This window comes from Alteromonas hispanica, assembly GCF_010500915.1.
In the GTDB taxonomy this organism is placed as follows: domain Bacteria; phylum Pseudomonadota; class Gammaproteobacteria; order Enterobacterales; family Alteromonadaceae; genus Alteromonas; species Alteromonas hispanica.
This window is the reverse complement of sequence record NZ_JAAAWP010000001.1, coordinates 330,383-352,059: the sequence shown is the minus strand read 5'-3', so window position 1 is coordinate 352,059 and position 21,677 is coordinate 330,383. Positions and strand designations below refer to the sequence as shown.

The following is a 21,677-nucleotide window of genomic DNA, read 5'->3' as shown; positions in this document are numbered from 1 at the left end:
AGGCTCCTTATGTTTGTATTTTTATAGTGCACTATTGATGAAACAAATAATGCTTTGTGTCAAAAACATGTAAATTAAATGTCGTTCTGCAAGGTAATCTAGGTTGACGTTTACGTCAACAGTAAGTACATTGCACAGCAGTTTACGTTAACGTTAAGTGAAAACGCATTTTATGCGATCGTAAACGTAGTGTTAACGTCTTTTTCAAGCTAGCCTTGTAAAAACGGACGTTCCACGGTTTCTTTTTTAACGTAAAACACGTATTAAAGTTTCAAAAAGCGTGGTGAAGTAATACGTTTTTAATTTTTAATAGATAATTATTAGTGAAACGTAATAGACACCGACGAACTCTATAATTGAGGTAATTATGAAAATACTCGTACCGGTCAAACGCGCGATCGATTACAACGTTAAGGTAAGAGTGAAGGCCGACGAATCTGGCGTAGACCTTACAAATGCAAAAATGGCCATAAACCCATTTTGCGAAATAGCGGTTGAAGAAGCGGTTAGACTTAAAGAAAAAGGCGTAGCCACTGAAATTGTTGTTGTCTCAATAGGTGACAAGAGCTGCCAAGAACAAATTCGTACTGCGCTAGCACTCGGTGCTGATCGCGGTATTCAAATAGACACCGACCAAAACCTTGATTCATTGCAAGTTGCTAAGCTTCTAGCGAAAGTGGTCGAAGAAGAAGCACCTCAACTTGTTATCTTAGGTAAGCAGAGTATCGACTCTGATAACAATCAGACTGGACAAATGCTAGCGGCATTAACCGGCATGCCTCAAGGAACATTCGCATCTGAGGTTGCTGTTGATGGCGAGAAAGTGAATGTTACCCGTGAAATCGACGGCGGCCTTCAAACAATTGCACTTTCTCTCCCAGCAGTTGTTACTACCGATTTGCGCCTGAATGAACCTCGCTATGCATCGCTTCCAAATATTATGAAAGCGAAACGCAAGCCACTAGACGTGAAAGCTGCAGCAGATTTTGGCGTCGAATTGGCGTCTAATGTGAAAGTACTTAAAGTAACGCCTCCACCTCAGCGCGAGGGCGGTATTAAAGTAGCAGACGTTGCCGAGTTAGTAGACAAACTTAAAAATGAAGCGAAGGTGATCTCATGACAGTACTTGTATACGCAGAACACGATAATGCGAGTCTAAAAACTGAAACCAATAAGCTAGTGCATGCTGCAAAGCAAATGGGTGGCGACATTCATGTATTGGTAGCAGGTGAAGGCTGTCAGGCTGTTGCTGATGCAGCGGCGCAAGTAGATGGCGTCACCAAAGTATTGCTTGCCGATAACGCTGTTTATAAATACCAGTTAGCTGAAAATGTTGCTGACCTAGTGTTAGAACTATCTGGCGATTATTCGCACGTGATTGCAGCAGCAACGACGACGGGTAAAAACTTTATGCCTCGTGTTGCAGCTCTATTAGATGTTGCGCAAATCTCGGATATTATTGGCGTAGAAAGTGAAGACACCTTCATTCGTCCAATATACGCAGGTAACGCAATCGCTACAGTGCAATCGAGCGATGCCACTAAGGTTATCACAGTACGTGCTGCCTCTTTTGATGCTGCGCCAACTGGCAACAGTGCCGACGTTGCGGCTATTGATATCGTAAAAACTAACGGTAAGTCTGATTTTGTTTCTGAAGAGCTTACAGAGTCAGAGCGCCCAGAGTTAACTGCTGCTGACGTGGTCATTTCTGGTGGTCGCGGAATGCAAAATGGCGAGAACTTTAAACTTCTCGAAGGTATTGCAGATAAACTTGGCGCAGCAATGGGCGCATCTCGCGCCGCCGTTGACGCTGGCTTTGTACCTAACGACATGCAAGTTGGACAAACGGGTAAAATTGTTGCACCTCAGTTGTACATTGCGGTAGGTATCTCTGGTGCTATTCAACATCTAGCCGGTATGAAAGACTCAAAAGTTATTGTTGCTATTAACAAAGACGAAGAAGCGCCTATTTTCCAAGTTGCCGATTACGGCTTAGTGGGTGATTTGTTTGATGTGCTTCCAGAATTGGAAAGCGCGATTTAAAACATAAATCGACGTTGGAAACAGCGAGATAAATAAAAAGGGCTGCCAATTAGGCAGCCCTTTTTGTAGGGAATCTGTAATTATTGTTTTAGATGTCTTAGTCGTGACTTAGACGCGAACAACTGAATTTTCTTCAAAACTAACGGGCGAGCGCTTATATGCGTCGGCTTCCCAGTCGTTTTCCCAAGTTTGGCCGTCGATAAGATAGCGGAATTGGTATTCAGCATCTTTTTCTAAATCAACGGTTAGGGTGAAGTCTCCACTTTTTAGCTTTTTCATTGAAAGGGGCTTGTCGTCCCAGCCAGTAAAGTCGCCGTAAAGCTCAGCGTTTTTCGCTTCTCCTGCTGCTTCCGCATTCAGTCGAAATGTCACTTTGCACACAGGCTTCGATTTAAGGTATTGCTTCTTAAGACTCATGATGTGTTTCTCTTCAACGTAGCGAAAATATTATTTTTAGAAGAAATTGACTTCTTCTAAGCTCATTCTCTCCAGAGCGAATAAATAATCACCGATATTTGAAACTTTTTCAATCATACTTTTTGCCACCTGGGCTGGATTTTTACTGCGTTTGATTAGTGGGAAAGAGAAAGTTTTTATAAAAAATACATAAAATCTAACAATCTAGATAGAGCAAAATAGCAGAAAAATCAGTAAACTCCGTGCCACAAAATAAAAGATAAAATGGCTTAATTTAAAAGCCTCAAAATAGTTTTCCTAGGGATAGTAAATGAAAGACTCTGTGTTGAAAAAAAGTGGTATTCCACTTGCCATAGTGTGCGCTGCAATCGTTGCTGCGGTGGTAATGATTAGCGCTAAGAAGCCGCCAGAACAAGTTCCTGTTGAAATACCGGCCTTCCTTGTTGACGCTAAAGAAGTGTCTTCCGAATCAATCAGCTTTGTTGTTGAGTCTCAGGGTAACGTGGTTCCCAAACATCAAACTTCATTGAGTGCACAGGTCAGTGGGCAGGTAGTTAGCTTGTCAGATAACTTTGTTGTAGGCGGAACCTTCAATAAGGGCGACGTACTAGCGGTTTTAGAACAAGAAGATTACAAAACTGATGTGAAACTTGCCGAGGCCGAACTTGCGCAAGCGCAAGCTGCTTTGCAAGAAGAGATTGCGCGGGGTAAGGTTGCGGAACAGGAGTACCGCTCAGTTCGAAACTCAACACCGCCAGAGCTGGGTTTACGCAAGCCTCAACTCGCAAAAGAGCAAGCAAATGTTAAAGCCGCTGAAGCAAAGTTAGAACGCGCAAAGCGTAACCTTGAGCGCACGAATATTAAAGCGCCTTACAATGGTATCGTTGTTGAACGAAATATCGATTTGGGGCAGTTCGTTGCAATGGGAACGCCTATCGGCATGATTTATTCAACCGATACTGCAGAGGTTAGGTTGCCAATCACCGATGGCGATCTCAGATTTATCGATATCGCAAATCAATTTTCTGATGGCGGTGAAGTAACCCTACAAGCCATAGCAGGAGGTATTAAGCGCACATGGACAGGGCGCTTGGTGAGAACCGAAGGTATTTTAGACACCGGAAGCCGTGTGGTATTCGCTGTAGTAGAAGTAGAAAAGCCTTATCAATTAATTGAAAACCGCGATGCGCCTTTGCGCTTCGGTCAATTTGTTGAGGCTCAAATTACGTCAGGTAAAAAAGAAGCATTAATTGCTTTACCGCGAAATATTCTTCGCCTCGATAATACGGTACTCACGGTAAACGAAAACCGAGAGATAGAAATTGTGCCCGTTGATGTTACCAGAACAACCGCAGAAGAAGTTTACATAGATGGCGGATTGCGCGAGGGTGCATTGGTAGTTACTAGTGCGGTTCCAAATCCCTATAACGGTATGAAGGTAAGGCTGCCGGGTGATGAGGTTGAGCTGGCTGAAGAGGCGACGTCAGATCGAGGCAAAGATACAAATGAAATCGGTTCCGATTCTGCTAAATCTTCTAAAGGTGACAACTAATGAGTCGCATAGATACAAATAGCGGTTTAATCGCGTGGTTTGCACGCAACAATGTGGCATCAAATTTATTGATGTGGTTACTTATTGTTGGAGGATTATTCAGCGCATTTAGCATACAAAAACAAGTATTCCCCAGTTTTGAAATAGATGTCGTCAATGTTCGAGTGCCTTATTTGGGGGCAGCGCCTCAAGAAGTTGAAGAGGGCGTGCTGCTAAAAATAGAAGAGGCTGTGAAAGAGCTTGAGGGAATAAAACAACTCAATGCCACTGCTGTAGAGGGAATGGGTACAGTTAGCATTCAAGTTGAAGAAGGCTATGACGTTAAGTCGCTCCTCGATGAAGTAAAAGTGCAGGTTGATGCTATTCCTAGTTTTCCTGCCGATACTGAAAAACCAGTCATCTACAGACAAAAAATTCAACAAGACGTCATTTGGGTTTCAGTATACGGCGATGCCACAGAGCGTGAGTTAAAAGAATTTGCAAAAGACTTGCGCGACGATATCGCTAACCTACCAGGTATCTCAAGCGTACAAGTTGTGGGCGCCAGAGATTACGAAATATCAATAGAGTTGTCTGAATCAGATTTACAAAAGTACAACCTTACTTTTTCTGATGTTGTTGCCCGACTTAGTCAGTCGAGTGTGGATTTGCCGGGCGGTTCAATTCGCACAGAAAACGGCGATATTCTTCTGAGAACCAAAGGACAAGCCTACACCGGTTGGGACTTTTCACAAATTATACTGGTATCAAACAGCAACGGCACGCGTGTAACACTTGGCGACGTTGCCTATATCAACGATGGTTTTATTGAAAACAATCAATATGCACTGTTTGATGGAAAAGACGCAGTAAGTTTGCGCGTAAGAGCAGTGGGCGATCAAAATGCCTTAGAAATTTCTGAACAAGTTAACCAATACATCGACAAAGAAAAAGAGACATTTCCAGCGCACATTACAGCAGACACTTGGGGAGACAGTTCTTTTTACCTCGCTGATAGATTGAACATGATGCTGGAGAATATGTTTTTCGGTGCGTTGTTAGTGTTTTTGGTCTTATCACTGTTTCTGAAAATTAAACTGGCGTTTTGGGTGATTGTAGGTTTGCCAGTGTGCTTTTTAGGCACCTTACTAGTAATGCCCCTTGATATGGTTGGCGTGTCAATCAACATGCTGAGTTTGTTTGCCTTTATTCTCGTTCTGGGAATTGTGGTAGATGACGCTATTATTATGGGCGAATCGGCCTATTCGGAGATAGACGCTAAGGGCCATAGTGCCGACAACGTAATCGCAGGTGTTAAGAAAGTAGCTATGCCTGCGACCTTTGGTGTTTTAACCACCATTGCTGCATTTTCACCAATGCTGATGGTGTCTGGGCCCTTTGGCATCATATGGAAATCCATTGGCATGGTGGTTGTTGTATGCCTGATTTTCTCCCTCATTGAGTCTAAGCTTATTTTGCCTGCACACTTGGTGCACATGAAGTTAAAGCCGTACGACCCAGCAAAAGCTAATAAATTCCAACGCTTTAGAGATTTTTTTAGCGAAGGCATTAAGAAGTTTATCCATAACACTTACGCGCCATTTTTAGCGAAAGCAGTAAAAAATCGCTACACAACCGTGGCTATATTCTTAGCTATGCTCATCTTAACCATTGGGTCATTCGGCGGTGGCATTGTCAGGTTTGTATTTTTCCCAAGTATTCCAAGCGACTTTATGTCAGCAAGTTTTGAATTAGAGCCTGGCTCTTCGCTTGCGCAGCGAGACCGTGTTCTTGACACGCTTCGCGATGCAATGCAGCGAATGGATGAAAAAGTGGCAGAGGAAACCGGCGGTAATGTAATTAAACATGCCATGACCTTTAATAATGGTAACCTTGGCGGTGAGATATTCGCTGAGCTAACAAAAGGCGAAACCCGCAGTCTCTCAGACTTTGATATTCAAGAACGCTGGCGGGAAGAGATCCCTGAAATTCCAGGCGTGAAAACCTTTAGCATAAGTTCACCAGGAGGCCCTGGTGGGGGAGCCGACCTAAGCTTCGAATTTAGTTCTAGCGATATTAATGCGCTTCGCGCCATTACCGATGAAATAAAAGAAGTTCTTGATACCTACGAAGGTGTTACCGACATTAACGATACCTTCTCTGGTGGTAGCGATGAAATACAGCTGGCACTTAAGCCACAAGCAGATGCGTTGGGAATTTCGCTTCAACAGTTAGGACAACAAGTTCGTTTTGGATTTTACGGCGCTCAGGTACAGCGTATCCAGCGCGATGATGAAGAAATCAAAGTCATGGTGCGTTATCCAAAATCTGAACGCAGCTCTATTGAGCACCTTGAAAATATGCGTGTAAGAGCGCCTAACGGACAAGAGATCCCCTTCGAACAGGTTGCAACTTTTAGTTTGGGGCAAGGCTTCGATTCAATCATAAGGGTAGACGGAAAACGCTCAGTAACCATTACCGGAGTGGTAGATAAGGCGCTAATGGACCCGTCAGAGGTTACCTATGACGTGATAGACAATGTTATGCCAGACTTACTTGCTCGCTATCCCAACGTTGAATTTAAACTACAGGGCAACTCCAAAGAGCAGGCTGATGCTATGTTTAGCTTTATGCAAGGCTTACTGTTTGCATTATTTGCCATATACACCCTGCTGGCTATTCCACTTCGCTCTTACAGCCAGCCGCTTATCATTATGTCGGTGATACCTTTTGGTGTAGTAGGTGCCATTGTAGGTCACTTAGTACTTGGCATGGCCGTCAGCGTATTGTCTATTTGCGGAATCATTGCGCTGTCGGGTGTTGTGGTTAACGACAGCCTCATTATGGTTGATTTTGTGAACCGAGCGAGAAAGGAGGGGCTATCACTGATGGATGCTGCAATAAGTGCCGGTACACAGCGTTTTAGGGCCATCATTCTTACATCACTCACTACCTTTATGGGGCTAATGCCAATTGTATTTGAACGTAGCCTACAGGCGCAGCTCGTCATACCCATGGCGATTTCACTGGCGTTTGGTATTTTGTTTGCTACTGTTATTACACTGCTTCTTGTGCCAGCGCTTTACTTAATTCTTAACGATATAAAGACGGTCTTTACAAACAAAAGTAAAGATATGAATAACGCGACAAGCAGTAATTCTGAAATTGAAAATGCAGGCTGATGTGAGGTTTTGAGTTTCTAAGGAGAGTAATTTGAAAACTAAAATAATGCGTTCGTTCGTTCTGATACTAGCTACTAGTACTGTTGTTGCATGTAATTCAGCTTATAAAACCGATACGGCAAGCGATACAAAAGCGTCAGGTTCAAGCATACAAGAAGCACGCCCTAGTTCAAGTGCAGTGCTCCCTGCTATATCGGCTTACCCTGCTACGAGAACGGTTGATCAGGTTGATAACTATCACGGGGTGAGTGTTAGCGACCCTTACCGTTGGTTAGAAGCTCAAAATGAGCCTGAAGTGAAAGAGTGGGTTGATGCACAAAATGCGTTAGCGAAACCGTTATTGAGTGAGTTACCGTCTCACGAACGCTATACAGAGCGCTTGACAGCACTGTGGGATTACGAAAAGTACACTACGCCTTTCATGGTCAACTCAAAGGTATTTTATACCTACAATAACGGGCTACAAGATCAGTATGTAATGTATGTGTCGAGCGAAGAGAATAGAGAAGGAAACTTTGAAGTACTTATCGACCCTAACCACCTAAGTGATGATGGCACAGTTTCAATGGCGTCTACCGAGGTGAGCCCTAAAGCAGGCTATCTTGCCTATATGCTTTCTGATGGTGGTAGTGACTGGAGCACAATTCACGTACGTGACGTAAACACAAAGCAAGATACTAACGATTTTTTAAGCGGTGTGAAGTTTACTAATATCGCTTGGTTGCCTGACGAAACGGGGTTTTACTATTCTCGCTATCCAAAAGATGAAAACGGTGAGTATGACGATAGCAAAACGGTATCGATTTACTTTCACCAATTAGGTACTGAACAGCGCGAAGATAAACTTGTTTTTAAATTCGACGATAAACCAACGTGGAATCCATATCCAGCGGTTATACAAGATGGAGAAACACTGCTTATTTCTGTGTTTGAAGGATATGAGTCGAATGGCGTCTACGCAAAATCGTTGACCAAACAGGGGCCTCTATTGCCTATTTTTGATAAATGGGATGGCTTGTATGAACTTATTGGTGAAGAGGATAATAAACTCCTCTTCTCATCTACTCAAAACGCGCCTACTGGTAAGGTAATTCAGGTAACGCTAAACGATAGCCCTGATAGCAATAAAGCTGTTATCGATATTAGTACAATTATCGAAAGTAGCGATGCAACGCTTCGCAAAGCCTCCCTGCTTGACGGTAAACTTTTCGTGCAGTACTTAAAAGATGTAAAAGCTAACGTGGTTGTGTTTGATACCAAAGGAAACAAGCTTAAAGAGCTAGCGTTTTCAGACGTTGGTAACGTGTCAGGATTCAATGGTAGTAAAAATGCTAGCTCCACCTTCTACAAGCTTACTGGATTTACCAATCCGGGGCAGGTTTTTAAATATGATTTAGATAGTGGAACAAGCTCGGTTTTTAAAACCATCGATACGGGAATAAATTACGATAACTACGTAACAAAGCAAGTATTCTATACCAGTAAAGATGGCACTAAAGTACCCATGTTTATTGTGCACAAAAAAGGAATAAAATTAGACGGAAGTAACAAAACGCTATTGTACGGTTATGGCGGTTTCAATGTTTCTCTTCTGCCTAGCTATTCTATATCTCGTATGGTGTGGGTAGAGCAGGGCAACGTGCTTGCAATAGCAAATATTCGTGGTGGTGGTGAGTACGGTGAGAAATGGCATCAAGCGGGGACTAAATTAAACAAGCAAAACGTATTTGATGACTTTATCTCAGGGGCAAATTTCCTGATTGAGAAGGGATACACATCGAGCGATAAACTAGCGGTACAGGGTGGCTCAAACGGAGGGCTATTGGTTGGTGCGGTTATCACCCAACGACCAGATTTGTTCGCTGCGGCCTTACCAGCGGTAGGTGTGCTAGACATGCTGCGTTATCACACTCCAAGTGCCAATGCTCGTGGATGGTCTTCAGACTATGGTTTGAGCGAAGATAAAGAGCAGTTTGAAGCCCTTTATGCATATTCACCATTGCATAACACTCGCCCCGGTACATGCTATCCAGCCACATTAATAACAACAGGTGATCACGACGATAGGGTTGTGCCCTGGCATAGTTATAAATTTGCAGCTCAGCTGCAAGCATCACAAGGCTGCGACAACCCAATTTTACTCAAGGTAGAGACAAGAGCGGGCCACGGAGCAGGTACACCAACCTGGATGCGTATTCAAGGCTATGCCGAGCAGTGGGCATTTTTAGAGGCAGCATTACAATAAGTTTAACGCATCAAAAAATGCAGGGTGAGATACCGCTTGTAAAAATTTAACGTAATAAAAGCCGCTTTTTAAAAGCGGCTTTTTTGTTTGCATTTTGAACAAACAGTATTATACTGTTCAAATAAACAGTGTGGTTTAAAATAATTCGAGTCAATTTGGTGATAATGCTCGATTATAAAAAAATTTGTCAGTAAGCGGTGGTTCAAGTTTAAGAAGCGCAAACTGCTAGGAGAGAATATATGCAAACAGGTAATAAGTCGGTTGATCAACTCATTGCAAAGTACGGTATTTTATCTACTCCAGGAGTGAACGAGTTCCAACGGCGGGTAAGGTTAACCGGCGGCGATGAGCGCGCAAACAACCTTCCTTTTTGTATGTACCAAAAGGTGGCCTATGCTCCTTTATCTCAATTCTTCAGTGTGCACCACTTCTATTTGCCCTCGCATAAGGGAAAGCTGGCAAGTTTTTTGTTTGATGAAAAGGGTAATTTGATAGAGCAGGTTTACTACCAACGCGTTGCGCGTTGGGTAAAGGTATGCAGAAAGTTAGAGCAGTTAGTAAAACGAAGTAAACAAGACATTCAGCTAGCGGCATAAGCTTGGCACTATTGCTATTACAACCGCCCAGTATTTTAACGCCACATAAAAAAACGGTAGCCAACTGGCTACCGTTTTTATTTAATACAAAAGCTATTTGTTACAAAAGCTATTTGTTAATAAATGGCTTAGTAATACGTGTATTTAAACTCTACACCCCAGATGCGAGGCTGGTTAACAATACCGGTCAGGTTATTGAAGTCGATAGCGCCTTTAACGTTATCTTCGTCAGTAATGTTGCGACCAAATAGGGCTACTGTGTAGTTATGAGCGAAGTTTTCGTAACCTACGCGTAAGCCACCTTCAAAGTTATTGTCGGTAGTAAACTCAACGGCTTCGTATAAGAAGATGTTGGTTTCACCTTGGAATGCCCAGTCAGTAAATACGAAGAACTCACCGTCGTCGCCCATAGGAATGGTGTAGCGAGCAGTGAAGTTAAAGATTGACTCTGGCGCCTGTGGGAACGGATTGCCATCAATAGACGCAACAAAACCATCAGGACGTGGGTCGGTCACTGTACAGTTACCTGTTGAACCAAAGCCTGGGTTAGTGCCGCAAGGCGAAATAGTTAGAGAGTCGTCTTTAATTTCTGTGTGATTGTAGCTATAACCTGCTGTGAAGCTAAGCTCATCAGTAGCAAGCCATTGCGCATCAACTTCAAAACCATACGCTTCACCTTGGTCTGCGTTTACTAGTGCAGTGAAGTTATTTCCACCACCGATAGCAGAGAACTGCATATCGTCAACTGTGTAGTAGAAAGCAGCCGCGTTTAAGCGCAAAGAGTCATCAAGTAGGTCAGACTTAAAACCAATTTCGAATGAATTAATGGTTTCAGCGTCTGCCACAGAAGGTGAGGCTTCAAATGCTACGTCACGAGCTTGAATAGTTTGAGCTCTAAAGCCGTTGGCATAACGTGCGAAAACAGACATGTCGTCAGTAATACGGTAGTTTGCGCTTAGCTCGTAGCTCGCTTGGCCATCACTTACATTGATATCGTCGTAATCTTGAATCAATGCATCACCTGTAACTAATGCAAATCCGTTTACGTTTTGCTCGCCCACAGCAAGACTCTTAGAGTCGTGCGTGTAGCGAATGCCAGCGGTAACATTTAGCTTTTCGTTTACTTGGTAAGAACTTTGACCAAATAGTGCCCAGGTTTGGTTTTCGTGGAAAACCGTGGTGGCGCCGAAATAGCCATCGATACTGGTAACGTTAAAAGATGCATCGTAATAGAACGCACCTAGTTGCCAGTTCATAGGGTCGTTAGTGTTACTAGCGATACGGAACTCTTGCGTGTATTGCTCAAGGTCGTTCAGCTCGTCTTTAGTTACCGCAGAGAATGGGATAAACCCTGGTCCAGTTTCTTCAGCTACTCCGTCAAAATTTGTATCTATGAAAAAGCCACCATCAATGTCACCAAGGCTTGAACCTTCTGCTGTTTCTAATGCAGAAATAGAGGTGAACGTCACTGTGTCCATGTCATATTCAAGTTTAAGTGATGTACCAAAACCTTCATATGCTTGTGGGTTGTTATCGATGCCGTCACCTTCAAGGTCACCGTCATAGAATACAGTTTCACGATCGTAGTTAGCGTTTAAGTCGTTGCTACCTTTATCGAAAACGTTAGCGCGGAAAATAGACGCTGTACCTTCAAGGTCGCGACCATGCACGTTAAGAAGTGCTGAAAAGTCTGCAGACGGTTCCCAAAGAAGCTGTAAGCGGTATGCTTTTTCGTCATAGCCACCAATTGCATCATCTTCGCCCGTGAATGCGTTATCAATGTAGTCATCGCGGTCTTGCGACAATACAGATAACCGAGCAGAAAGGTCGTCGGTTAAACCTCCGCTGATAGCACCCTCAAAGTTCATTGTACCAAAAGAGCCGAAGCCTGCTTTGGCATAACCTTCAAGGTCTTGAGTAGGCTTAACAGTGTCAAATTTAATAATACCTGCAGTGGTGTTACGACCGAACAGTGTGCCTTGTGGACCGCGGAGTACTTCTACTTGTTGAACGTCAAAAAGTGGGAAGCTTTTAAGAACCACGTTTTCCATTACCACTTCGTCCATGATAATAGAAACAGGTTGTGAAGCGGCAAGGTCGAAGTCGGTGTTACCTAAACCACGAATATAAAAACGTGGTGCTACGCGACCATTTGATGATTCAGCGTAAAGACCCGGAACGCGAACAGCTAGTGCAAGAATATCTTCGCCGCCTGAGAAAATGCTCTCGAACTTCTCGCCGCTTAATGTAGCAACGGAAATAGGAACTTCCTGAATAGACTGCGTACGCTTTTGTGCCGTTACAGTGATTTTTTCAAGTGCTGATTCTTTCTTTTCGGTCGTTGTAGTTTCTTGACTAAGTGCAGACGTACTAAAAGCAGCGCTTACCGCTAACGCCAATGAAGCGATTTTATATGAACTCATGTTTTCACCAAGATGATTGTGTCAGTTACTTTGTAGTGTTGTGCGCTTATTGTTTTTTTTGAAATGCGCAGCGGGCGGCAGTTTACCTAAATTTATGGGACAATGCTGTAGTTTTTGACGTTTTTTTGAAGAATTTACGAAAATCGAAGGGGTAAGAAAAACATCAATTTCGTTTGAATTTTGTTCTGTATTGAGAAGGAGAAAGTCCTGTTATTTTTTTGAATAATCGGGTGAACGAACTCAAATCCTCGTATCCCACGGCGTTAATGATTTTTTCTATTGAAAAAGCTGTTGTCTCCAATAATTTGCGGGCTTGTTCTATACGCAAGGCTTGTAAATACTGTATTGGAGTTGTGCCACAGGCTTGTTTAAAACGTCTGTTCAGCGTGCGCTCAGTCATATTATGGGTTGTCGCAAGGGTGTTTACCGTAATGCTGTAAGAAAGATTTTCTTCTATGAACGACTGCACTGCCATAATATCTTTATCTGAATGAAAATGTCGCTGCCGGCTGCTTGCATACGCTGTCTGATTGGTTCTTGAAAAATCGAGCACGTGTGATTTTGCGGTATCACTGGCAATTTGATGACCACAGTAACGTTCTATTAGCAAAACAGCGAGATCTATCCAAGCCATACCGCCACCTGCACAATAGATATTATCTTGTTCGGTTACCATTTTATCCGGTTGCAGATCTATTTGATGATAGCGTTGTGAGAATTTATCTGCATAGCCCCAATGTGTAGTAGCGACTTTATTATCGAGTAAACCTGACTCTGCAAGCAAAAACGTTCCGGTACAATTGGCGGCAATATCTGCCCCCACTTTCTGCAATCTTTTTATATGAACTAACTGCGATTGATTTTCGCTTAGGACAGTGTCGATATCACCTCCAATGGTTGGAATTAGGAGGATATCTGTGTGACTGACATCTTCAATGGCAATGTTTGGCGTAAGGGTAAGTTGGTTAGAACAGTGAAAGGGAAGGCCATGAGCACTGGCCAGTTGCACTTTAAATTTCTGAGACGTAGGCAGGTTATGAATTCGCTGCCAACTAATACCTGCAAATGCAAATACATCTAAAGCTCCTGTGATGGCAGATGCGAGCGCCTGATTAAATCCAAAAACGGTGACAGTAAAGGGAGCTTCATTCATGTAAATAATACAGCTTATGTTATCAAATTAGTTTTGATGATTGATGGCAGTTATGACCATTATTGTGTCATTAATGACAATAATGACAATAATGGCATGATAACGAATATGACACAATGCATTAACAATTATTCGTGGAGACGAACATGGCCGATCAAATTATTCCCCGCAGAGAAATGCAATTTCAGTTATACGAAGTGCTAGACACAGAAGCACTTTGCTCAAAGCCGCGCTTTGAAGATCATAACGTTGAGACATTCAATGCTGTTGTCGATATGGCAGAAAAAATGGCAGAAGAACTTTTCTTACCGCATAACGCGCTTGCCGATAAAAATGAGCCTACCTTCGACGGTAAAAAAGTGACCATGATTGACGATGTTAAAGTTGCTTTTGATACCTATCGCGAGTCGGGCTTTATTGCTGGACACTTTGACTATGAAGATGGCGGCATGCAATTACCCGTTACCGTAATGAACGCCTGTGCGGGCTATTTTCTTGCTGCAAACCCATCTACAACATCCTATCCATTTTTAACTGCCGCAGCGGCAAACGTGATAAAGCACTTCGCTTCTGACGATATCAAAAATGCGTTTTTGCCTAAAATGCTTACCGGTGACTTTACCGGCACAATGGCATTAACCGAGCCCCATGCAGGCTCTGCACTAGCCGATATTCGCACCACAGCCAAGCCACAGGAAGATGGTACCTATCGTGTAAAGGGCAGTAAAATTTATATTTCTGGTGGCGAACACGAGCTTTCAGACAACATTGTACATTTGGTACTAGCAAAAATTCCTGGTGGCCCAGCCGGCGTTAAAGGGATATCACTAATTGCAGTGCCAAAGTTCCGATTAGACGCAGAAGGCAACCCGAGTGAGCGAAACGATGTGTCACTCGCTGGCCTAATTCACAAAATGGGTTATCGCGGTACTACATCAACGGCGCTTACCTTTGGCGACAACGACGATTGTCACGGTTACCTTATCGGCGAGCCGCACCAAGGTTTACGTTACATGTTTATGATGATGAACGAAGCGCGAATTGGTGTGGGTTATGGCGCTGCTATGATTGGCTATAGAGGATATCGCTACTCGCTAGACTACGCAAAAGATAGAACTCAAGGCAGAGCAGCACCAAACCTTGCTCCAGAGGACGACCCTACACCTATAATCAATCATGGCGATGTGCGTCGTATGCTGCTTGCGCAAAAATCTTATTGTGAAGGTGGCATGTCGCTATGTTTATACGGCAGCATGCTGATTGATGAGATGGAAACCGAACAAGATAAAGATAAGCGCACAGAGTTGTCTCAATTACTCGATTTATTAACACCTGTATTTAAAGCGTGGCCATCTGAATTTGGACCAAAAGCCAATGATCTTGCTATTCAAGTGCTTGGTGGAGCGGGCTACACCCGAGAGTATCCTGTTGAGCAATGCTGGCGCGATAACCGCCTTAACCCAATCCACGAGGGGACAAACGGCATTCAGGCGCTCGATCTACTTGGTAGAAAGCTGTGGCAACACGACGGCAAAGGGCTTCAAGCACTATTTGCACGAGTTACTGCAGACATGAAGCGGGCTGAGACTCCTCGTGCACAGGCTCTCGCGGGCAAACTTAAGCCCTATTTAGACAAATTGGGTGCACTTATTCAGCAGGCGGGGGCAGATTTACGTTCAGACAAACAGAGTGTGCTTTTAACTAACGCAAGCTGTTTCCTTAATGTGTTCTCTAGCTGTGTGGTGAGTTGGATATGGTTACGTCAGGCTAATGTTGCCGAGCAAGCTCTGGTTCAAGGAGCAACAGGGCAGGATGTCGACTTTTATGAAGGTAAACTTGCGGCAGCCGAGTATTTTCTTAACTGGGAATTACCGTTAGTCCAAAGAGACATCGAAGTATTGTCGTCTCAAGATACAACGTGCGACAGCGTAAAAGCGTCCTATTTTTAGGGCTGTGGCCTTAGCTCCACCGCTTAGTAGGTCGAGAAAACGTAATTCACAAAAGAGAACAAATTTATGGAATATAAACAATGGCAGTTGGCCAAACGTCCGGTTGGCGAGCCAACCAGTGAGAATTGGCATTTTGCAACGGTCACTTTGCCCGTTGTAGAGCAAGGTCAAATAGCGGTAAAAATAAAATATATTTCGTTAGACCCTGCCATGCGTGGCTGGATGAATGACGGTAAAAGCTATATTGAGCCAGTTCAAATTGGTGAAGTAATGCGCGCCGGTACTGTAGGGGAGGTTATCGAATCAAAATCTTCTCAATTTGCAGTGGGTGACCACGTTTACGGCCATTTCGGCGTGCAAGAGTACGCAGTGGTAAGCGAAGAGGGCGTGCATAAAGTTGATCCTAACTTAGCACCACTTGAACGCTATTTGGGCGTATTAGGCATGCCGGGAATGACGGCTTACTTCGGATTGTTAAAAACAGGACTTCCTCAACCGGGCGAAACCGTTGTTGTTTCTGGCGCAGCAGGTGCAGTAGGTACTGTGGTTGGACAAATCGCCAAAATAAAAGGCTGTCGCGTTGTTGGGATAGCAGGTGGAAAAGACAAATGCGATTACCTAACTAACGAATTAGGTTTTGATGCTGCGGTAGATTACAAAGCCGATGATTTACCCAAAGCCTTAAAAGCGGCATGCCCCAAAGGCATTGATGTGTACTTTGATAATGTGGGGGGCGACATTCTCGATGTGGTGCTAACTCGTATTAACATTCGTGCACGCATAGTTATTTGCGGTGCAATCAGTCAATACAACAATACCACACCAGTAAAAGGCCCTTCGAACTACTTGTCACTGCTTGTTAACAGAGCTCGCATGGAGGGAATTGTGGTATTCGATAATGTAAAAGAGTACCCAATGGCAGCGAAAGACATGGCAACGTGGATAGGCGAAGGAAAGCTTAAGGCAAAGGAGCACGTTGAAGTAGGTTTAGAAAACTTCCCTGACACATTAATGATGCTGTTTAAGGGAGAGAACTTCGGAAAACTCGTATTAAAAGTGGAGCACAACGCATGAACGTAGCGGCTAATGTACAAGGTAAGCATATTCTCATCACTGGCGGTGGCTCCGGCATAGGTGCAGCATCTGCAAAAGTGCTGTGTGAGCGCGGTGCACTGGTTGGTGTCGCAGACTTAAATGAAGAAAACGCTAAAGCACTTGTTGAGACGTTAACCAATGCAGGTGGTAAAGCATATTCGGTTGCGGTTGATGTGACAGACCCAGAACAAGTGAAAGCCATGTTCGATACTGCATATTCCCATCAAGAAAAAGTAGATGTAGTTATTAACAATGCAGGTATTGACCACTTTCCAGCACCGCTTACCGAAGTGGACGACGCTATGTTTATGAAAAACATTCAGGTAAACCTTGCCGGTGTATGGTACTGCATGAAGAATGCACTTAAACACATGAGTGCAAATGGTGGCGGTCATATAATTAATATTGCTTCGGTGGCAGGCCTGCGCTCTGCACCTATGATCAGTGCCTACAGTGCGTCAAAACATGGTGTCATCGGTCTTACTAAATCTGCGGCGGTGGAATATGCAAGAGCGAATATTCGCATTAACGCGGTGTGCCCAAGTTTTGTTGATACACCTATGGTGCAAGGGGTGTTGTCAAAGTTAGATGAACGTGGCCAGAAAGGCTTGGTTGGCGCTAACCCAATGAAACGTTTAGGCAAGCCTGAAGAAATAGCCAATGCTATTGCATGGTTGTGTAGCGAAGAGTCTTCGTTTATGACCGGTCAATCTGTTGTGCTTGATGGCGGTATGTTGGCTTAAAAATTAATACAGAAAAAATACAGCACAGAATGTAAAAATAAGGATTATAACAATGAAAGATTTGTTCGATTTAACTGGAAAAGTGGCACTTGTTACAGGTGCAAGTCGTGGTATTGGTGAGTCTATTGCCCGCTTACTGGCGCAGTACGGCGCACATGTTATCGTTTCAAGCCGAAAAATAGATGGCTGTGAAGCGGTTGCTTCATCTATCCGAGATGCAGGTGGCAAGGCGACTGCACTAGCTTGCCATGTAGGGGAGATGGATCAAATTACTAACGCGTTTGCCACTATTAAGCAAGATTTTGGAAAACTAGACATACTGGTAAACAACGCTGCTGCAAACCCCTATTTTGGTCACATACTCGATACTGACTTAGGCGCATACAATAAAACGGTAGATGTTAATATTCGTGGCTACTTTTTCATGTCTATTGAAGCGGGCAAAATGATGAAAGAGCAGGGCGGCGGTGTAATTTTAAATACCGCATCGGTGAATGGTGTAACGCCAGGCGACATGCAGGGTATTTACTCAATTACCAAAGCAGCAGTGATTAGTATGACTAAGTCGTTTGCTAAAGAATGCGGTAGCTTAAACATACGCGTTAATGCTTTACTACCAGGCTTAACAGATACCAAGTTTGCATCTGCACTAACAACAAATGAGCAAATTTTAAAACATGCGCTTAAGGTAATTCCGCTTGGAAGAGTGGCAGATCCTGACGAGATGGCAGGCACGGTGCTATATCTTGTTTCTGATGCGTCTAGTTATACTACAGGCACGACAGTAGTGGTTGATGGTGGTATGCTTGCTTAAAATTATTGTACGCGTGCGTAGCTCAACGTTGTGCACGAATGAGTACAATAGCGCAAGTTAGAACCACGTTAGAGAGAAAATTATGCATATATGGGTAGACGCAGATGCGTGTCCCGGTGCAATAAAAGAAATACTTTTTAAGGCAGCCCGACGCACAGGTCTGCCTTTATCTTTAGTTGCCAACCATTCTATGTCTGTTCCGCCAGACAAGCACATAACCCTTACCGTTGTTCCCTCAGGATTTGACGCGGCAGATGATTACATTGTCGAAAAAATTGAAGCGGGAGACTTGGCCATCACCAACGATATACCGTTAGCGGCAGATATACTCGCAAAAGGTGCAAGTGCGCTTAATACTCGCGGTGATGAATTTGATAAGTCGTCAATTCGCGCGGCACTCACCATGCGAGACTTTATGGAGACTATGCGCTCAAGTGGAGAACACACAGGCGGGCCCAAAGCATTTTCCCAACGAGATAAACAGAATTTTGCTAACGCCCTCGACAGACTGCTTATGCAGGGTATAAGAGCGGCAAAAAACTAGCTTTAATCGACTTATCTAAAATGCGCTTGTAACCTTTGTTCAGCGTCAGCATGAACGTGCTACACAGCAGCCGCTATGCATAAGCATCTCGATAAAGTTGCACGAGCTCTTCATGTGCAGGTACTTTAGGGTTGTTACCCGGTGAGCCAGAAGCTATGGCTTGCGTAGCCATCAATTCGATAATGTCATCATAAGGCGCCTTTTCTATACCAAACGAAGACATAGTAGGTACGTCTAGCTCTTGATTTAGATGGTGCAAAAATTCAATAAGTCTCTCATGGGAGTCAGCAATGTTGGTTATGTTGCTCTCGTCAACTAAACCAAGATAGTGGGCCACCTCGGCATATTTTTCTGAGTTACCTGTTAATGAGTACTGGGTAACCAGTGGTAGAAGCATAGCGTTACTCATGCCATGAGGTACGTGAAAATGTACGCCTAAAGGCCTGCTCATGCCATGCACTAATGCTACCGACGCATTTGAAAATGCAAGGCCTGCCAAACTTGCACCTAGCATCATAGCCTCTTTGGCTGCTTTATCTTGTGGTGTTTTACAGGCTTTTATAATATTGGGAGCTATTAACCGCATAGCGGCAATAGCCTGCTGGTCGCTAAAGGGGTTTGATTTTTTGCTAACGTAAGCCTCAATAGCATGGGTTAAAGCGTCTAACCCCGTATCTGCTGCTACACGATAGGGAACAGATAGCGTAAGTTCATAATCTAAAATGGCCGCCTTCGGCATTAAGCCTGGCCCCATACAAAGCATCTTTTCTGCCGACTGAGAATCGCTTATTACGGTAACGCGCGTGCATTCTGAACCTGTACCGGCAGTGGTGGGAATGGCAATAATAGGAATGCTTTGCTGTGTTACTACTTGGGGGACTTTATAGTCGCGCATTTGCCCCCCGTGGCTCGCTAATAATGCAATAGCTTTTGCACTATCAATAGCGCTACCACCTCCAAGAGCAATAAGGCCGTCGCACTGACTTTGTTTAACCAGAGACACTGCGCCGTTTATCGATTTATCATCTGGCTCTGGCATTACATCGCTGAAGACCTCGATGTTGCTGGCATAGGATGCTAGCATTGAAGTGATACTTTCAACTTTTCCCAACGATACCATTACAGGATCTGCAATAATGCAGGGGCTTTTTATTCCCAAAGTAAGAAGCATATCTTGAAGCTCTGATATCGCTCCTCCACCAACTTTCATAATGCTGGGTAAATGAATATCTACTGCCATGATTGTCTACTTAAAATTGTTTTTTAATATATCATTAACAGTAGCATAACAATTGTCTGTAATGCACTTAAGACTTATTCTGTTTAAGACTTAGCACGGCTGGCTATTTTAACGATGTAAAAAGTCAATAAAGGAGAGAACGAATGGAACATTCTGAGAGCGTATTTCTATCCCTAAAACATATTCTTATTCTTTACGCTTGTGGTTTAGTCGTTGTGACAGATGAGCCTGATCATTTTTATATAAACACTCATTACGTTATGCCAAACAACCAACCCATGTATTTTGGGTCATGCAAAATAGGCAAGCGCTACGTGAGCTACCATCTCATGCCAGTGTATGTGTTTCCTGAGTTGCTAGAAGATATTTCGCCCGCCCTTAAAAAGCGCATGCAGGGTAAATCTTGTTTTAATTTTACTAAAGTAGATACCGAGCTTTTTGATGAACTGAAAACGCTTACTCAAGCGGGTTACAAAGCGTACGAAAAAGCTGGCTATTTATAGCGCGTTAATAGAGCAAAATGTGTGACGATTAAATGAAACCCTCCATAAAAGTAGACTCAAAAGTAGTGGTTGATATAAATTGTCGTTGATAAGGTGACTTAGCTGTTACTGTAGAACTGGATACTTTCAGCCTGCTCAGTTTATCGAGCTAAGAAAATAATAAAATAATGAAACCGCGTAACATTAATATTCTAAGAGCAATGGCCGTGCTGGTTACTTTGACCAGTATTTATCTTTTTGCGCCTTGGCAATATGGTTTGTACTACTTAAAACCTTTACCTAGCACCCTCCAGCAGGAGTTAGATCAATTTATTGACGAGGGTATCGACGGTGTAGTGGTCTACGTTGATAGAAAAGATCATGAACCAGTTTTTTATACCAGTGGCCATATAAACCGCGATACGCCAACACCAATTCACCCCGATGCATTATTTAAAATTGCCAGTATCGCAAAACTGTACGACGCAGCTGCAATTATAAAATTGGTTGGCGAGGGTAGGGTGAAACTCGGCGGATATTTATCAGACTATTTACCTGAAACAAGAGGTCGTATAGCCAACGCTGATCAAATTACAGTTCAAATGTTGCTTCAACATCGAAGTGGTATTCCAAATTTTACAGATCACGAACTTTTTCACTGGGGCGAGTTAAAAATCGACGTTATCGACCTAATTTACGACCAGCCAGCTAACTTTAAACCCGGCATCGATTACCAATACTCAAATAGCAATTACTTTCTTCTGCAAAAAATAATAGCCCAGATAACGGGAGCGCCTCATGGTGAGTATATAAAGCGCACGCTACTAAAGCCTTTAGGGCTATCGAACACTTACTTTTCGACAAATGAGGTTGATAAAAAACACTTAGTTAGCGGTTATCACCTTGGCTATGATGACGACTTACGTCATTTAGAGCACGGTTATGTTTCTACGGCGAAAGAGGTGGCAATATTTATAAGAGCGTTGAACGAGGGTACATTTTTCAGTGATTATGAAGCTCAACTCTATAGTGCGAATTATCAATATGGCCACACGGGATGGGTGCTTGGCTATCAAAGCGTGGCGCGATATTTCGAACAAGAGGATATGGTTGTTGTTCAATTTGTTAGCACCACAGGTAACGATTTAGCTATTCTAAACAATATTCTCTACGAACGAGTAATAGAAATTATTCGCTCCATTTAGCTAAATAGAGCGAGA

Annotated in this window: 17 protein-coding genes; 13 read left to right on the top strand and 4 right to left on the bottom strand. The window is 43.4% G+C overall.

What is annotated here, in order from left to right:
* Positions 1-367: 367 nt before the first annotated feature.
* Together GTW09_RS01485 and GTW09_RS01480 are read left to right on the top strand one after the other, a co-directional pair.
* Positions 368-1,120 (top strand): electron transfer flavoprotein subunit beta/FixA family protein, encoded by a 753-nt coding sequence (locus GTW09_RS01485; protein WP_100972221.1) that lies wholly within the window; start codon positions 368-370, stop codon positions 1,118-1,120.
* Positions 1,117-2,043 carry an electron transfer flavoprotein subunit alpha/FixB family protein gene (locus GTW09_RS01480; protein ID WP_163109432.1) on the top strand — a complete coding sequence of 309 codons (927 nt, stop codon included), beginning with the start codon at positions 1,117-1,119 and terminating at the stop codon, positions 2,041-2,043. The genes GTW09_RS01485 and GTW09_RS01480 overlap by 4 nt, the downstream gene beginning before the upstream one ends.
* A 108-nt stretch (positions 2,044-2,151) precedes the next feature.
* On the opposite strand, the gene GTW09_RS01475 is transcribed toward GTW09_RS01480, so the two are convergent.
* On the bottom strand, positions 2,152-2,460 hold the full coding sequence (locus GTW09_RS01475) for an isoamylase early set domain-containing protein (protein WP_163109430.1): 309 nt from the start codon (positions 2,458-2,460) through the stop codon (positions 2,152-2,154).
* Positions 2,461-2,770: 310 nt separating this feature from the next.
* On the opposite strand from GTW09_RS01475, the gene GTW09_RS01470 reads away from it, so the two are divergent.
* The 4 genes from GTW09_RS01470 (at position 2,771) to GTW09_RS01455 (ending at position 10,014) form a co-directional block, all read left to right on the top strand.
* Positions 2,771-4,012, top strand: a complete 1,242-nt coding sequence (locus GTW09_RS01470) for an efflux RND transporter periplasmic adaptor subunit (protein ID WP_163109428.1) — start codon at positions 2,771-2,773, stop codon at positions 4,010-4,012.
* The gene (locus GTW09_RS01465; RefSeq protein ID WP_163109426.1) at positions 4,012-7,173 is read left to right on the top strand and encodes an efflux RND transporter permease subunit; all 3,162 of its coding nucleotides are present in this window, start codon (positions 4,012-4,014) and stop codon (positions 7,171-7,173) included. The genes GTW09_RS01470 and GTW09_RS01465 overlap by 1 nt, the downstream gene beginning before the upstream one ends.
* A 31-nt stretch (positions 7,174-7,204) precedes the next feature.
* Positions 7,205-9,418, top strand: coding sequence for a prolyl oligopeptidase family serine peptidase (locus GTW09_RS01460; RefSeq protein ID WP_239059238.1), 2,214 nt, complete (start codon positions 7,205-7,207; stop codon positions 9,416-9,418).
* Between the two features lie 239 nt (positions 9,419-9,657).
* Complete coding sequence (locus GTW09_RS01455; RefSeq protein WP_071979066.1) at positions 9,658-10,014, top strand: hypothetical protein; 357 nt, start codon at positions 9,658-9,660, stop codon at positions 10,012-10,014.
* 128 nt (positions 10,015-10,142) lie between these two features.
* Here GTW09_RS01455 and GTW09_RS01450 read toward each other — a convergent pair whose 3' ends face one another.
* Complete coding sequence (locus tag GTW09_RS01450; RefSeq protein ID WP_163109424.1) at positions 10,143-12,437, bottom strand: TonB-dependent receptor; 2,295 nt, start codon at positions 12,435-12,437, stop codon at positions 10,143-10,145.
* 163 nt (positions 12,438-12,600) lie between these two features.
* Positions 12,601-13,590, bottom strand: coding sequence for a GlxA family transcriptional regulator (locus GTW09_RS01445; RefSeq protein ID WP_100972209.1), 990 nt, complete (start codon positions 13,588-13,590; stop codon positions 12,601-12,603).
* Positions 13,591-13,736: 146 nt separating this feature from the next.
* Here GTW09_RS01445 and GTW09_RS01440 point away from each other — a divergent pair, with 146 nt between their 5' ends.
* The 5 genes from GTW09_RS01440 to GTW09_RS01420 all read left to right on the top strand — a co-directional run bounded on the left by GTW09_RS01440 (position 13,737) and on the right by GTW09_RS01420 (position 18,735).
* Complete coding sequence (locus GTW09_RS01440) at positions 13,737-15,539, top strand: acyl-CoA dehydrogenase (RefSeq protein WP_163109422.1); 1,803 nt, start codon at positions 13,737-13,739, stop codon at positions 15,537-15,539.
* A 66-nt stretch (positions 15,540-15,605) separates the two neighbouring features.
* A complete protein-coding gene (locus GTW09_RS01435; protein WP_100972205.1) occupies positions 15,606-16,613 on the top strand; it encodes an NADP-dependent oxidoreductase in 1,008 nt (335 codons plus the stop codon).
* Positions 16,610-17,377 (top strand): SDR family NAD(P)-dependent oxidoreductase, encoded by a 768-nt coding sequence (locus tag GTW09_RS01430; RefSeq protein ID WP_071979061.1) that lies wholly within the window; start codon positions 16,610-16,612, stop codon positions 17,375-17,377. Before GTW09_RS01435 ends, GTW09_RS01430 begins: the two co-directional genes overlap by 4 nt.
* A 52-nt stretch (positions 17,378-17,429) precedes the next feature.
* A complete protein-coding gene (locus tag GTW09_RS01425; protein WP_071979060.1) occupies positions 17,430-18,191 on the top strand; it encodes an SDR family oxidoreductase in 762 nt (253 codons plus the stop codon).
* Between the two features lie 82 nt (positions 18,192-18,273).
* On the top strand, positions 18,274-18,735 hold the full coding sequence (locus tag GTW09_RS01420) for a YaiI/YqxD family protein (protein ID WP_071979059.1): 462 nt from the start codon (positions 18,274-18,276) through the stop codon (positions 18,733-18,735).
* 73 nt (positions 18,736-18,808) lie between these two features.
* On the opposite strand, the gene GTW09_RS01415 is transcribed toward GTW09_RS01420, so the two are convergent.
* On the bottom strand, positions 18,809-19,975 hold the full coding sequence (locus GTW09_RS01415) for an iron-containing alcohol dehydrogenase (RefSeq protein WP_163109420.1): 1,167 nt from the start codon (positions 19,973-19,975) through the stop codon (positions 18,809-18,811).
* A gap of 143 nt (positions 19,976-20,118) precedes the next feature.
* Here GTW09_RS01415 and GTW09_RS01410 point away from each other — a divergent pair, with 143 nt between their 5' ends.
* Both GTW09_RS01410 and GTW09_RS01405 read left to right on the top strand, forming a co-directional pair.
* The gene (locus tag GTW09_RS01410; RefSeq protein ID WP_163109418.1) at positions 20,119-20,478 is read left to right on the top strand and encodes a hypothetical protein; all 360 of its coding nucleotides are present in this window, start codon (positions 20,119-20,121) and stop codon (positions 20,476-20,478) included.
* 167 nt (positions 20,479-20,645) lie between these two features.
* Positions 20,646-21,662 (top strand): serine hydrolase domain-containing protein, encoded by a 1,017-nt coding sequence (locus GTW09_RS01405; RefSeq protein ID WP_163109416.1) that lies wholly within the window; start codon positions 20,646-20,648, stop codon positions 21,660-21,662.
* Positions 21,663-21,677: the final 15 nt, after the last annotated feature.